The organism is Ezakiella sp. (assembly GCF_034180565.1).
GTDB lineage: Bacteria > Bacillota > Clostridia > Tissierellales > Peptoniphilaceae > Ezakiella.
Map to the genome: position 1 here is coordinate 1 of NZ_JAXFOB010000024.1, position 14,583 is coordinate 14,583.

Annotated in this window: 15 protein-coding genes, 1 tRNA gene and 2 rRNA genes; 2 read left to right on the forward strand and 16 right to left on the reverse strand. The window is 38.9% G+C overall.

Annotated elements, in window-relative coordinates:
• From SPI61_RS05350 to SPI61_RS05375, 6 genes are all read right to left on the reverse strand, one after another.
• Window positions 1-392: GTP-binding protein (locus SPI61_RS05350; protein ID WP_321137093.1), on the reverse strand; the 392-nt coding region annotated here is incomplete at its 3' end.
• A gap of 8 nt (window positions 393-400) precedes the next feature.
• A complete protein-coding gene (gene rpsG / locus SPI61_RS05355; RefSeq protein WP_321137094.1) occupies window positions 401-871 on the reverse strand; it encodes a 30S ribosomal protein S7 in 471 nt (156 codons plus the stop codon).
• A 115-nt stretch (window positions 872-986) separates the two neighbouring features.
• Window positions 987-1,403: a 30S ribosomal protein S12 gene (rpsL, locus tag SPI61_RS05360; RefSeq protein WP_116480597.1), complete on the reverse strand. Its 417-nt coding sequence runs from the start codon at window positions 1,401-1,403 to the stop codon at window positions 987-989.
• Window positions 1,404-1,557: 154 nt separating this feature from the next.
• Complete coding sequence (locus SPI61_RS05365; protein WP_321137095.1) at window positions 1,558-2,175, reverse strand: DsbA family oxidoreductase; 618 nt, start codon at window positions 2,173-2,175, stop codon at window positions 1,558-1,560.
• An 8-nt stretch (window positions 2,176-2,183) separates the two neighbouring features.
• A complete protein-coding gene (locus SPI61_RS05370) occupies window positions 2,184-2,372 on the reverse strand; it encodes a heavy metal-associated domain-containing protein (RefSeq protein ID WP_321137096.1) in 189 nt (62 codons plus the stop codon).
• A gap of 60 nt (window positions 2,373-2,432) precedes the next feature.
• Window positions 2,433-4,571, reverse strand: coding sequence for a heavy metal translocating P-type ATPase (locus SPI61_RS05375; RefSeq protein ID WP_321137097.1), 2,139 nt, complete (start codon window positions 4,569-4,571; stop codon window positions 2,433-2,435).
• Between the two features lie 109 nt (window positions 4,572-4,680).
• Here SPI61_RS05375 and SPI61_RS05380 point away from each other — a divergent pair, with 109 nt between their 5' ends.
• Window positions 4,681-6,066, forward strand: coding sequence for a glycine--tRNA ligase (locus SPI61_RS05380; protein WP_321137098.1), 1,386 nt, complete (start codon window positions 4,681-4,683; stop codon window positions 6,064-6,066).
• A gap of 71 nt (window positions 6,067-6,137) precedes the next feature.
• On the opposite strand, the gene SPI61_RS05385 is transcribed toward SPI61_RS05380, so the two are convergent.
• A complete protein-coding gene (locus SPI61_RS05385) occupies window positions 6,138-7,760 on the reverse strand; it encodes an ABC transporter substrate-binding protein (RefSeq protein WP_321137099.1) in 1,623 nt (540 codons plus the stop codon).
• Window positions 7,744-8,961 (reverse strand): peptidase T, encoded by a 1,218-nt coding sequence (gene pepT / locus SPI61_RS05390; RefSeq protein ID WP_321137100.1) that lies wholly within the window; start codon window positions 8,959-8,961, stop codon window positions 7,744-7,746. The genes SPI61_RS05385 and pepT overlap by 17 nt, the downstream gene beginning before the upstream one ends.
• 99 nt (window positions 8,962-9,060) lie before the next feature.
• On the opposite strand from pepT, the gene SPI61_RS05395 reads away from it, so the two are divergent.
• Window positions 9,061-9,136, forward strand: a tRNA-Lys gene (locus SPI61_RS05395).
• A gap of 334 nt (window positions 9,137-9,470) precedes the next feature.
• Here the strand turns inward: SPI61_RS05395 and SPI61_RS05400 are convergent.
• From SPI61_RS05400 to SPI61_RS05435, 8 genes are all read right to left on the reverse strand, one after another.
• Window positions 9,471-10,250: an Mrp/NBP35 family ATP-binding protein gene (locus SPI61_RS05400; protein WP_321137101.1), complete on the reverse strand. Its 780-nt coding sequence runs from the start codon at window positions 10,248-10,250 to the stop codon at window positions 9,471-9,473.
• A complete protein-coding gene (gene ispF / locus SPI61_RS05405; protein ID WP_321137102.1) occupies window positions 10,250-10,726 on the reverse strand; it encodes a 2-C-methyl-D-erythritol 2,4-cyclodiphosphate synthase in 477 nt (158 codons plus the stop codon). The genes SPI61_RS05400 and ispF overlap by 1 nt, the downstream gene beginning before the upstream one ends.
• Complete coding sequence (ispD, locus tag SPI61_RS05410; RefSeq protein WP_321137103.1) at window positions 10,723-11,436, reverse strand: 2-C-methyl-D-erythritol 4-phosphate cytidylyltransferase; 714 nt, start codon at window positions 11,434-11,436, stop codon at window positions 10,723-10,725. Before ispD ends, ispF begins: the two co-directional genes overlap by 4 nt.
• Window positions 11,426-12,553 (reverse strand): PIN/TRAM domain-containing protein, encoded by a 1,128-nt coding sequence (locus SPI61_RS05415; protein WP_321137104.1) that lies wholly within the window; start codon window positions 12,551-12,553, stop codon window positions 11,426-11,428. Before SPI61_RS05415 ends, ispD begins: the two co-directional genes overlap by 11 nt.
• Window positions 12,546-13,061, reverse strand: a complete 516-nt coding sequence (locus SPI61_RS05420; RefSeq protein ID WP_321137105.1) for a CarD family transcriptional regulator — start codon at window positions 13,059-13,061, stop codon at window positions 12,546-12,548. The genes SPI61_RS05415 and SPI61_RS05420 overlap by 8 nt, the downstream gene beginning before the upstream one ends.
• A 232-nt stretch (window positions 13,062-13,293) precedes the next feature.
• Window positions 13,294-13,779 carry a hypothetical protein gene (locus tag SPI61_RS05425; RefSeq protein ID WP_321137106.1) on the reverse strand — a complete coding sequence of 162 codons (486 nt, stop codon included), beginning with the start codon at window positions 13,777-13,779 and terminating at the stop codon, window positions 13,294-13,296.
• Window positions 13,780-13,939: 160 nt separating this feature from the next.
• Window positions 13,940-14,056: ribosomal RNA gene (gene rrf, locus SPI61_RS05430) — 5S ribosomal RNA — on the reverse strand.
• A 40-nt stretch (window positions 14,057-14,096) separates the two neighbouring features.
• Window positions 14,097-14,583 (reverse strand): 23S ribosomal RNA (locus tag SPI61_RS05435); the annotation flags it as partial.

Here is a 14,583-nt window from a genome sequence, read left to right on the forward strand (position 1 = left end):
ACCGGCACCACTTCGAGATCCATTTCCATGGCGGTGTAGCAGTTTGCCAGGGTTTGCGCTTCTACGCCCTGCCCGGCGTCGACCACCAGCAATGCACCTTCACAGGCAGCCAGCGAACGGGAAACTTCATAGGAGAAGTCAACGTGGCCCGGGGTGTCGATAATATTTAGTTGGTAATCATGCCAGAAAGCTGTTGTAGCTGCTGATGTGATTGTGATACCTCTTTCTTGTTCTTGAGCCATCCAGTCCATTTGAGCAGCGCCTTCATGGGTTTCACCAATTTTATGAATTTTACCTGTATAGTACAAGATTCTTTCAGTTGTGGTGGTCTTACCAGCGTCAATATGCGCCATGATTCCTATATTTCTAAGTTTTTCAAGCGATCTCGCCATAATACCTCCTAGTATCTAAAATGAGCAAATGCCTTATTAGCTTCAGCCATTTTGTGAACATCTTCACGTTTTTTAACTGAGCCGCCTTGTTCGTTTGCAGCATCAAGAATTTCCTTGGCAAGTCTTTCGACCATGGTTCTTTCGCTTCTCTTTCTTGAATAAAGAGTGAGCCATCTAAGACCTAAAGTTTGTCTTCTTTCAGGACGAACTTCCATAGGAACTTGGTATGTTGCCCCACCAATTCTTCTTGCTTTAACTTCAAGTACAGGCATGATGTTGTTTAATGCTTTGTGAAATACCTCTAATGGGTCTTCACCAGTCTTTTCTTTTACATAATCAAATGCATCGTAAACGATTTTTTGGGCTGTTCCCTTTTTACCGTCTAGCATTACGTTGTTTATGAGTTTTGCTACTACCACGTCATCATATACTGGATCCGGTAGTACAACTCTCTTTGGAATGTGACCTTTACGTGACACTTCTCTTCCCTCCTTAATAAATATTAATTCTTTGGTACTCGTGGAAATTTTTTCCCACGCCGTTAGTACGTCTATCACATCCCTTGATAAAAGGATATGAGTTAGACTTTTCTATCTATTTCTTTTTAGCGTGTTTTGCGCCGTATTTTGAACGAGCTTGTTGTCTGCCTTCTACTCCGGCAGCATCAAGTGTTCCACGGATGATGTGGTAACGAACACCCGGCAAGTCCCTAACACGTCCGCCTCTCAAAAGAACAACAGAGTGTTCTTGAAGGTTGTGTCCGATTCCCGGAATATAAGCAATAACTTCTGCTCCGTTTGTCAAACGTACACGTGCAACTTTTCTCAAAGCTGAGTTAGGTTTTTTAGGTGTAACAGTTCTAACTGCAACACAAACTCCACGTTTTTGTGGTGAATTTACAGGTGTGTTTCTTTTTTGAAGAGTATTGAAGTTGTAACCGAGTGCCGGTGTCTTCTTTTTCTTCTTAACATCCTTTCTACCTTGTTTAATCAACTGATTAATTGTTGGCATTTTATTTCCTCCTTTTCCTTTTATCTGCGGATCGTTTTCCTATGAATAGGTCTTTCGACCACATACAGTTTATTTTAACACAAGAAAAAAGAAATGTCAAGCAAAATTATGAATTTGCTCAAAACATTTCTTCTTCATAAAATTTATTTTCTCTCTATTTTTCGCCTTTTAAAATCTCAATCCATTCATCGGTTTCAAGAGTTCCTTCAATCATTCTGTCTTCGTCGATTCTATATGTCGGAATAACTTTTACACCGAGTGCTTCCGCCTTGTGCTTGTCGTCCAAGACCAATGCTTTTGTCGAATCCATATCTATAAATTCAAGCATTTCATCAACATCTACGCCCAATTTTTCTGCAATTTTATTTATGACTTCGATGTCGCCGACGTCCTTTCCTTCGATGAACGCAGCTTTCATAAGAAGCTCTTCAAATTCGTATTCCTTCTTTAAAGTCGCGACATATTTCATAGCAAGATGAGCAAGATGTGTATTTGCCGATATCGCATCTTCCATATTGTAGTCGAGTCCTTCTTCTTTTGCATATTTCACGATTCTGTTCATCGTGCCCTTAACTTCATAGTCGTTCAAATTGTGCTTTTCTTTTATTGTGTCCATCAATTTTTTGTGCTCCGACTTGATATCAGGATTTAATTCAAACGAAAGAAATTCAATTTCAGGTTTGACTCCCGTTTTTTCAATCGCTTTTTCAAGAGATTTCAAACCGATATAGCAGTACGGGCACATAAAATCAGAAAAAATTTCGATCTTCATATTCTCACCTATTCCGCGTCAAATCCTATATTTTCAATTGCCTGTTTGAGTTCCGTTATGTTGAAATCGCCTTCAACTTCAGCACATCCGTCTTCCAAACTCACATTGTACTTTTTTACGCCCTTCACATTTTTTATCGCTTCTTCAACTGACTTTTTGCAGTTGTTACAGCTCATTCCATTTATTTTTATTAACATAATAACCTCCTCAATTGTCTATCATATTTACATTATAACATAAAATTCGTTCGTTTAAAACTACTTGTTCTTTAGTCTCAGGCTGTTTGTAACAACGCTCACACTGCTAAATGCCATCGCAGCTCCTGCAATCATAGGGTTTAGAATGCCTATTGCCGCGATTGGAATTCCGACAACATTGTAGAAAAACGCCCAAAACAGATTTTGTTTTATAGTCTTCATAGTCTTTTTTGAAATATCTATAGCCCTTCCGACCGATTTTAAACTGCCGCCGACAAGGGTTATATCGCCCGAGTCAATTGCAATATCGGTGCCGGTACCCATCGCAAAGCCGATATCAGCCGTTGCAAGAGCCGGTGCATCGTTTATTCCGTCCCCGACCATGCCGACAACTTCCGTTTCCATAAGTTCCTTAACCTTTAGAACCTTTTCTTCAGGCAAAACTTCCGCATAATATTTGTCGATTCCCGCCGAACCCGCAATTTTTTGAGCTACTTTTTCGTTGTCTCCCGTAATCATAACGGTTTTTAATCCAATGTCGTGTAAAAATCTGATAGATTCTTTTGAATCTTCTTTGATTTCATCGACAAGTCCGACAAGCATGTTCAGCTCCTTATCTTCAACAAGTCCGACATACGTCGCTTCGGGTCTCATATTCTCGCGAATTTCCGCATCAATGTCAATTCCCAACTCCTCAATACTTTTTATGCTGAGTGCATAATAATTTTTGTCAAGAATTTTAAATCCCACTCCTCGCCCTTCGATATTTATAAACGAGCCGTTTATTTTTTTCGGAGGATTGTCATGAAAATAATCCACAATCGCCATTGCAATAGGATGTTCGCTCTTGATTTCCATCGAGTACAAAATCGAGTTATTGATGCTCTTGTCGCCTCTTATATTTATCATATCAACCACGTCGGGTCTTCCCTTTGTGATTGTGCCGGTCTTATCGAGCGCAACCGCAGTGAGTTTCTCAGCATTTTCGAGTGCTTTCGCATCCCTTATTAAAATGCCCTCGTTCGCAGCCTTTCCGGTTCCGACCATTATAGCCGTCGGGGTCGCAAGTCCAAGCGAACACGGACACGCTATGACCAAAACCGACACAGCCGATATGAGCGACTTTTCAACATCACTTCCAAAAACTCTGTGCAGTATAAATGTCAAAATCGCAATGCCGATTACAGTCGGCACAAAAACCGATGCAACTTTGTCCGCAAGTCTTTGGACCGGCGCCTTTTGATTTTGCGCCTCTTCGACCATTCTTATGATTTTCGAAAGCCCCGTTTCCGTCATGTCCGTTGTGACTTTAACCTCTATTGAGCCGTTCAAATTTAGAGTGCCTTGGTATACTTTGTCACCCACATTTTTATCAACCGGAATCGATTCCCCCGTAAGCATAGATTCATCGACAGATGTCTTTCCCTGTACGATATCTCCGTCTCCCGAAATATTTTCGCCCGGTCTTACAAGAAGAACATCTCCGAGTTTTACATCTTTTGCGCTTTTCTTAAAAGTATTGCCGTCAACAATTACCGTAACTTCTTTCGGAGCCAAGTCCATGAGTTTCATAAGCGCTTCTCCGGTTTTCGACTTAGCTCTTAATTCAAGCATTTTTCCCAAAAGCACAAGCGTTATAATCATTGCCGAGCTTTCAAAATAAAAATGGTCATGTCCGATGTACCAGTTGTAAATACTGTAAAAATATGCGGCAGAAGTACCCATTACTACGAGCACGTCCATATTCATTGCTTTTGATTTTATGGATTTGTATGCCCCCACATAAAAAGTGAATCCCACGTAAAACTGAACTATCGTCGCAAGAGCAAATTGTATTTCCGGTTTGTCCCAAAAGACACGAATGCCCGCCATATGAAAAAACATTATAGAAAATAGCGGCAATGTCAGAATTGCAGAAAGAATAAATTTTCTCTTAATTGAAGCAAATTCCTTTTCTTTCAATTTTTTGTCTTTATCAGTATTTCTTTCACGTTCAAGCTCCGCGCCGAATCCTATTGACTTAACCTTGTCCTCGATCTTCTTAGAATCAAGTTTGTTTTCGTCATATTTTATTCTCATCTTACCCGTAGCAAGATTTACATTAACTTCGTAAACCCCGTCAGTCCTCGAGAGAACTTTTTCAATTCTCGTTTGGCAAGATGCGCAATGCATGCCCGTTATTCTAAAATAATTTTCCAAATTATCACCTCTTTGATATAAGTACCCATAAAAAGCGCTTGTTATTCATTTCTAAACTTGATAAAAATCCTTACATTTGGTATAATTTAAATATTATAAGAGGTGAAATATGTTAGAAAATATGGAAACATTAGTAGCTCTTGCAAAATCAAGAGGATTTATTTTTGCAGGAAGCGAACTTTACGGCGGATTATCAAACACTTGGGACTACGGCCCTGTTGGTGTATTACTTAAAAATAATGTAAAAAAAGCATGGTGGCAAAAATTTGTACAAGAATCCAAGTACAATGTCGGCGTAGATTCGGCAATACTTATGAACCCTGACGTTTGGAGAGCAAGCGGACACTTGAGTTCATTCTCCGACCCGCTCATCGACTGCAAAGCATGTAAATCGCGTTTCAGAGCCGACAAATTAATCGAAGACTATTGCAACAAAGAAGACATCGAAGGTGTGAACCCTGACGGCTGGTCAAACGAAGAACTTTTAAATTATATAAAAGAAAAAAATATAGTTTGTCCGAACTGTGGCAAGCTTGACTACACAGATATCCGACAATTTAACTTGATGTTTAAAACATTCCAAGGTGTCACCGAAGACAACACAGCCGAAATTTATTTGAGACCGGAAACTGCGCAAGGCATTTTTATAAACTTCAAAAATGTTCAAAGAACTTCGAGAAAACAAGTGCCTTTCGGAATCGCTCAAATCGGAAAGAGCTTTAGAAACGAAATTACTCCCGGAAACTTCACATTCAGAACTCGTGAGTTCGAACAAATGGAACTTGAATTTTTTGTAAAACCGGGCGAAGACGACGATTGGTTCGAATATTGGAGAAACTTCTGTAAAGAATGGCTCTTAAAACTAGGCATGCGCGAAGAAATGATGAGACTTAGAGACCACGAAAAAGAAGAGCTTTCGTTCTACTCAAAGGCAACAACCGACATCGAATACAAATTCCCGTTCGGATGGGGCGAACTTTGGGGCATTGCAAACAGAACAGACTACGACCTTACAAAGCATATGGATTATGCAAAATCTGATTTAAACTATCTCGACCCGCAAACAAACGAAAAATATATTCCGTATGTTGTTGAACCTTCTCTCGGCTGCGACAGAGTCACATTGGCATTCCTTGCCGATGCATACAGAGAAGAAACTTTGGAAGACGGCACAACCAGAGTTGTAATGAAATTCCACCCTGCACTTGCGCCATACAAAGTTGCAATTCTTCCTTTGACAAAGAAACTCACCGACAAAGCTGATGAAGTTTATTCGGAACTCATAAAATATTTCTCATGTGATTTCGATGAAAAAGGCTCAATCGGAAAGAGATACAGAAGAGAAGATGAAATCGGAACTCCTTACTGTGTAACTGTCGACTTCGACACATTGGAAGACGAAACGGTCACAATAAGAGACCGCGACACAATGGAGCAAAAGAGAATAAAAATTGATGAAATAAAAGATTTCATCGAAGAAAAAATGATATTTTAAAATATGCCCTCTCAAATTCGAGAGGGTATTTTTGTTAAAAAAAGGATGTCTGATGAAGTCAGACATCCTTTTTATTGAATGCTTATATTCCAAACGTCCCCCTCATACCAACTGAGGTTTTCCGAGTTGAATACATATCTTAAATTTGTTCTTATATAAGTTCTCGCAATCGGCGAACCGATGCCGCGAACCCACGCATTTTCAATTAAATCTTCCGAAAATCTTCTATATCTTTCAATTCTTTTTCTGTAATTCATAGGTTCCATCGAATCTACATACATCTTAAATCTGTTTTCCTGCGGCGCACCCATGAATTCGGAGCCTGCATACAAAAGCCCGAAGTCCGGAACGTCTCCGTTTTCAAAGTTGGAAATATAAATGACATTAGCCATCTCTTCTCTCATTGCGCTGATGTCTCTCTTTATCTCCTCAGGCGTTCGGACCGCCTTGTTTACGGAAATACCGACAGACTTTAATTTTTCCTCAATTCTCGTCGCCACAAAATCATTTAGTCCAACATTCGAATAAAGAAGTGTTATTTTAAAAGGCTTTCCATTTATAAAAAGCGTTCCGTCGATATTGTTCAAATTCGGATTGACGTCTTGATACGGAAGTTCAATTTTACTGTAAAACCTGTTCGACAGACTCACTATTCCAACGTCGTATTTTAAAAGCTTATATCTTTCCGTCGCAAAATCTTCCTCATCGATAATCGAGAAAATAAACTTCCTTATCGTCGGGTCGACCAAGTCCCCCGACGGAACATTCATAAGAAGTGTAGAATTGTTTTCGTAAACTGTGAACATATTGTAGTTGTCACGAATGGTCTCATCAAAACGAATTTCATTGTTTCCGTATATGTCGATAATGTCCGCCTCGCCGTTATAAAGATCTGACTTTTTATCGCTAAGAGTCTCCTCGCGAATAAAAATATTTTTTATTGCAGGAGTATTGTAATAAAAATCCGCCTTTGAGCGAAGATTGCAGAAATTCAGTTTCTCATAATTATATATTTCATAAGCGCCGTTTCCCATCGGCTTGTCGTCAAGCTTTCGAATTTCAGAAAATGGCACACTTCCGTAATACGCTTTTGAAATCGGTCTGAAATTAAATGCAGAGTCCATTTCAATGTTCGGATTTTCAAGAGCAATAAGAAAACTTTTTTCATCTAAAATTTTAAAACCGCTTATTTCATCGCTCTTGTTATTATAAAAATCCCAAGCTCCTTTTATATTAAATAAAAGACTGCTTCTCTCAACTCCGGTGTAATTTTTGTCGAGAAGAATTTTTAAAGAAAATAGCACATCCTCTGATGTGACCGGCGTTTTATCCCACCAATCAATGTCTCTTAGCCTAATTCTTAAATTTCCATTTATATTTTTAAAATCCACCGCGAGAGAATTGTTTGTGGTATAAGTTAAATCCCTGTTTTTAAAAATGATCGGCAAAAACTGCAAAAAACTTATTGTCTTGTCCGCATCCGAAATTGCATAGAGCGGATTAAACACTCCGTCTATCCCATTTTCAACAACCTTTAAAATATTTCTCGAATATGGAATCTCATCGCTTATATCAACCACATTCACCTTGTTTTTTGTGACAATCCCGTCGTCAATAAATTTTTCTTCCGGTTTACACCCGGCGAGAAAAATTATTAAAATTAAAATCGAAAGAACTTTACTTAACTTTTGCAATGTTAATTATAGTCTCTACTGCTTTTTCCATTTCTTCCGTCACCGCATATTCATAACGTCCATGGAAATTGTATCCGCCTGTGAAGACATTCGGACAAGGAAGACCCATATAAGATAGTCGTGCGCCGTCCGTGCCACCTCTTACCTTTGTAACAACAGGTTCTACGCCCGCATCTTTCATCGCAGCCATTGCGAGTTCAACAGGTCTCATGTCTTCTTCAATTTTTTCTCTCATATTGTAGTAGCTGTCGTTCATATCTAAAATTACCTTGCAATCGTGTTTAGATTCGATAAACTCACAAGACTTTCTCATAATTTCCTTCTTCTTTTCAAAGGAAGACTTGTCGAAGTCTCTTATAATAAAACTCATAACAGTCTTGTCCACATTTCCTTCAATGCTGTTTAAATGAATAAAACCTTCCGAATCTTCAGTGTTTTCAGGTCTATCAAAAACAGGAAGCATGGAGAAAAGTTCATATGCAAAAATAACCGAATTTTTCATCTTGCCCTTTGCACTGCCCGGGTGAACATTTCTTCCTTCAATTGTAACTTTAGCATTTGATGCGTTGAAGTTTTCGTATTCAAGTCCACCCAAATCTCCGCCGTCAATTGTAAATGCAAAATCGGCACCGAACTTTTTAACATCAAACATATCTGCGCCTCTTCCGACTTCTTCATCCGGAGTAAAACCGATTTTTAAATTTCTCCTCTTTATATCAGGATTTGCCAACAAATATTCAACAGCTGTCAAAATTTCAGCAATCCCCGACTTGTCGTCCGAGCCCAAAAGAGTTGTGCCGTCCGTAACAATCAAAGTCTTTCCTTTTTTATTTTTAAGCTCCGGAAAATCTTTTGGACTTAAAACATACTTTCCTTCGCTGTCCAGTTTTATATCTCCGCCGTCATAATTTTCAACGAGTCTTGGATTTACATTTTCGCCGCTCATATCAGGAGCCGTATCCATATGTGCGATAAGCCCGACAGTCGGTTCGCCTTCGACATTTCCCTTGAGCTCCGAATAAACATATCCGTGTTCGTCAACTTCAGCTTCAAGCCCCATCGATTTAAGTTCCTCGACGAGCATGTGTGCCAAATCGAATTGTCTCTTTGTGCTTGGTATAGTTTCGCTTTCTTCATCCGACGTTGTGTAGACTTTTGCGTATTTTACAAGTCTTTCAACTACCTTAGATTTTAAATCCATAATAACCTCCAAAAAAATTAAAAATTTTTAAAAATTTTGCAAAAAACACTTGCATTTTAAAAATTAATATGTTACAATAAATAATGTTGAATGAAACACGTGCCATTAGCTCAGTTGGTAGAGCACTTGACTCTTAATCAAGGTGCCCAGGGTTCGAATCCCTGATGGCGCACCAACCATTGCGTTGCAATCTTATGATTGCGACGTTTTTTATTGCATAAAATGCATAAACATCGAAACCATAATTATATAAACCGCGAGCAAGCACGTTTTTTTCAAACATTATATCGCTCTATAAATATATTATGCACGTTTTTAAAATATTAGTCAAGACATAAGCCTTGCTCGTACAAAGTCATTCATATTTTTAAGCAAAATAAAAGCACCTGTAATAATCTTACAGATGCTTTTTCCTTTATGCGCATAAGCGCTAAATAAAAGGAGATAAAAAAATGAAAAAAACAATGTCACCTTATATATATCCATTTTTTATCATTTTAAACATATATTTAATCGATATTTAATTTTTCTTTTATTTTTGAGACGATTTCATCATAAGCCATCACATATGTGTCTTCTATTTTTCCTTCGTCAATAAATTTTCCGAGTTCCGGGTCGAATGGAACTTGTCCCAAAAGCTCGAGATTTTCTATTGGCTCTTTCTCTCCGAAAAGATATTCTCTGTGCCCGCATTCTTTGCATTCATAGTAACTCATATTTTCAATTTCACCAAGCACATTTTGATTTAGTCTAAGTGCCATTTCATACGCTTTTAAAACTGCAATAGACGCCATTTTCGATGGAGTTGAAACAACTACAACGCCGTCCACCGGATAGTGTTGATAAATTGTAAGCGGAACATCCCCTGTTCCCGGCGGCATGTCGAGAAGAAGAAAATCCAAATCTCCCCAATTCATCTTTGTCCAAAAATCGCTTAAAATATTCGATAAAATCGGTCCGCGCCAAATTACAGGGTCCGTTTTGTTTGGGAGCATAAGATTTATGCTCATGACTTTTATTCCTTCTCCGGTTTTGTTCGGAAAAATTTCTTCTTCCGAGCCGTAGACTTTTTCCTCAATCCCAAAAATTTCCGGAATCGATGGACCGGTCAAGTCGCAGTCGAGCACTCCGACTTTGTATCCCTTTTTATTTAGTGTTGTCGCCAAAAGACTTGTGGTAACGCTTTTTCCAACGCCACCCTTTCCCGATGTCACAGCGATGACTTTTTTTATATTTGATAAATTATTTTCCCACTTTTGAAGCGGTGCATTATTTCCTCCGCACGCCATTATATTACCTCCTCAATGAGTGCCACCGAAAAAACTTCTACAGCTTTTCCCTCTCCGACAGCGTCCTGCTTCTCATTTGTAGTCGCTTTCACATTAATCGAAGAAAGGCTTATTCCCATAACTTCTGCAAGTTTTTCTCTTATCGGCATTATATAATCTTTAAGTTTCGGCTTTTCCATAACTACCGTTGCATCAATATTAGCAATTTTAAAGCCTTCATCTGAAATCATTCTCATAACTTCCTTTAAAAGAACTTTTGAATCCACACCTTTGTATTTATCATCCGTGTCCGGAAAATAATATCCGATGTCTCTTAATCCCGCCGCTCCAAGCAAGCTGTCCATAATTGCATGAATCAAAACATCTGCATCAGAGTGACCCAAAAGCCCGTTGTTATCTCTAATCTTTATGCCTCCAATGTAAAGAGGCCTGTCTTCATCGAATATATGAATATCATATCCGTGTCCAATTCTCATTTAACTTCTCCATTATCTATAAAAAGCTTCGCCAAAACCAAATCTTCCGGCGTTGTGAGCTTTATATTGTCGTATGTTCCAAGAAACATATGCACGTCTATTCCAAGTTTTTCAACAAGTGACGAATCGTCCGTGCCCTCTATTCCTTCAAGTTCACAATAATAATAGGCGCGTCTCAAATCCTCAGCAAAAAATACTTGCGGACTTTGTGCCGCCCAAAGCAAACTTCTTTTCGGCGTGATATGCACGATGTTTTTTCCGTCATCGTTCACACTTTTTATTGTGTCCTTGACGGGAACCCCGACAACTACCGCCCTGTTAATTAAAACGTCATCAAGCGCACCGTCTATAGTTTCGACGTGAACAAATGGCCTTGCGCCGTCGTGAGTCAAAACTATATCCGTGTCATCCGGCAAAAATTCAAGGCAGTTCGCAATAGTTTGCTGTCTCGTATCTCCGCCTTCGACAACTCCGATGACTTTCGAAGTGTCGCCGAGCGGAAGAATTTCTGTTTTTAAATATTCAATATCATCTTTTCTTGCCGCAACAACAATCTCATCGACATAGTTCGAACGCTCAAATTTGTCAATTGTGTGCATTATAACCGGAAGTCCGTCGATCTTTATAAATGTTTTGTTTATAGACGACTTCATTCTGTTGCTTGAACCCGCCGCCGCAATAATTGCGGTCACTTTCATATTATCTATCATTTTTTACCTTTGCAAAAATTAGTCTTCCCGCAGAAGTTTGAAGTACCGATTGAACCGAAACCTCAACAACTTCTCCAACGAGTTTAGACGCCTTTTCAACGACAATCATCGTGCCGTCGTTTAAATAAGCAACGCCCTGACCTTCTTCAGTGCCGATACCCGTAATCTTTACCGTCATATTTTCTCCCGGTAAAACCACCGGCTTTACGGCATTTGCCAAATCATTTATATTTAAAACCTTTATGCCCTTTACCTTTGCAACTTTATTCAAATTATAATCGTTTGTAAGAACCACGCCGCCAAGCTCGTCCGCCATCTGTAAAAGTGTAAGATCCACTGGCATTTTTTCCGGCTTTTCATATTCCATAACTTCAATATTGTCAGGATATTTTACCTGAAGCTCATTTAACATATCGAGTCCGCGTCTTCCCCTGTTTCTTCTCTCCGCATCTTCGGAGTCCGCAATATATTGCAGTTCCGATAAAACAAAACTCGGAATAATAAGTTCTCCTTCAATAAATCCTGTTCCCATAATGTCCAAAATTCGTCCGTCAATAATAACCGACGTGTCCACAACTTTTAGACTTCCGGAAATATTGGAATTTTGGAGTAACGCCTTGTTTCTTACCTCCACCTCATTCGTATTTTGCGGCTTATTTCGAAGAGAATCAAAAATTCTTCGAAACTCTTCCTTTCTCCTTATAAAAATAGACATACTTGTCGCAACGACAATAACATAAACAAAAATTGTAACAATCGTAGTTACTAAAGGAATTTCGATTTTGGAAACCAAAACGCCGATAAGCGCAGAAATTAAAAGTCCGACAACAAGTCCGACAACTCCAACCAAAAAATCAAAAACGCCCAGTTTCTTTATATCATTGTCAATTGAATTTACAACCTTTATGACAAAACGCTCCAAGCTACCGTATAATAAATAAAAAATAATTGCAAATAAAAGTGTAGCAACTGCGTAAAATACATAAATAGTTCCCAATGAAAAAGGTCCGAGTGATTCAATTATAAACACGGACACAAACTTCATAACGGTAAATCCAATTGCACCGCCTATAGCGGAGAATAAAAATTTTAATATTCCCCTGGCAACCTTATTCAATAATACCATCCCCCGTTTCTTCTTCGCGACTTTCGAAGACATAATGATTAATTCTTCTCATCGCTTCATCTTCATCAATATCAAAACTCATAATAAGCTCCGACAAAAGTAAATTTGTAGCATTTGTGAGCATCTTTCTGTCGCCGCTCGCCAAATTTTTCTTCTTCGAAAGAAGCATAAGATTTCTTACGACTGATGCAACCTCGATAATGTCGCCTGTCTTAAGCTTATTTATATTCATCCTGTTTCTTTGAGTCCAGCTTGAAGGCATCTTTGTCCTCTTTCCTTCAAGAGTTTCTATGATATCTTCTTTCATATCATTCTTCACAATATCTCGAAGCCCAAGTTCCTCCGCGTTGTCCACCGGAACCTTGACTTGTACCGAACCGACAGGAATACTAATAGTATAATACTTCTTCTCTTCCCCTAAAAAAGTCTCGATACTGATGTCTGTAATAGTCCCCGCACCATGCATCGGGTAGCTTACCTTATCTCCAATCTTAAACATAGTCAATCCCCCCTAATATATATTATAGCCATTAAACAGCTAAAAGTCAAACAAGGTTAATATCGGTTACAATTACATAATATAATATTAATAAATAACATAAAATTATTGTAAATATAAAAACATAATTCACATGATTTTATTCCCAATTCATATAAAACAAAAAAGACGATTAAACACCTAATCGTCTTTTTTAACATATAATAATATACCTCACGCGAAAAATTAAAAACTAATTATTAAATCCGTGACAGTCCCACTTTATTTCTTCCCACTGCGCAGAATATGTGTATAAACACTTTTCACATCTTGCATAGTTTTGACACGTCCGTGAAAACTTTAAATCTGTGCCGTACGCCTTTTCTGTGCACGCTCTTTGTTCTCCCAAACATATATACTCCAAATGCTTTTCGCCGATGTATTTCATACTTGCGGCTTTACATTTCGGACATACCATAACTTTGAAAACACTCGGAGTCACAGCATGAATTTCATCGTCTTTTTTTATCCTTCTGAACTCCTTAAATTTTGAAAGTTCCATATTTGCAAGTTTTGCCAATTTCTTCTCCGAAAAAGTTCTTAGCTTCTTAAACTCCTTGATTGCATCTTCATATCTCTCCGCCTCTGAAAACAAATCCACTTTTCCTCCCGCAAAAACTACGGATGAAAAACAAATCAAGATAGCGACTACCGCAACCAAAAATACTCTTCTCCTCATAACACTACCTTCTTTCATAAAACCCTAGCGCGCAAATGTATATTAATATTTCTACTTTTAGTATATCACTACCAAAAATTTAATGCAAATCGACTTAAAATATAATAACATATTATCTTATGTATAAAAAAAGAGAAGATATAAAATCTTCTCAAAAGCTGTGCGGCTTCGTCTTAATCTCCCGGGAGGTCGCCCTCCGAGTACCTTCAGCGATGCAAGGCTTAACTTCTGTGTTCGGCATGGGTACAGGTGGTTCCCTTGCTCTATTAAAACCGCGCTAACCTTAAACTAAATATCTAACGTTTCCTAAAAATTTATTGGTCAAGTCTTCGGCTCATTAGTACATGTTAGCTTAAAGTATTACTACTCTTATACCTCATGCCTATCTAACTCGTAGTCTTCAAGTTGCCTTATTCTTTCGATGGGAAATCTTATCTTAAGGGGGGCTTCGTGCTTAGATGCCTTCAGCTCTTATCCTTTCCAAACGTAGCTTCCGTGCTATGCCACTGGCGTGACAACACGTGCACCATTGGTTTGTCCATCCCGGTCCTCTCGTACTAAGGATAGCTCCTTTCAAATTTCCTACGCCCGCGACGGATAGGGACCGAACTGTCTCACGACGTTCTGAACCCAGCTCGCGTGCCTCTTTAATGGACGAACAGTCCAACCCTTGGGACCTACTTCAGCCCCAGGATGAGACGAGCCGACATCGAGGTGCCAAACCTCCCCGTCGATGTGAACTCTTGGGGGAGATAAGCCTGTTATCCCCAGGGTAGCTTTTATCCGTTGAGCGATGGCCCTTCC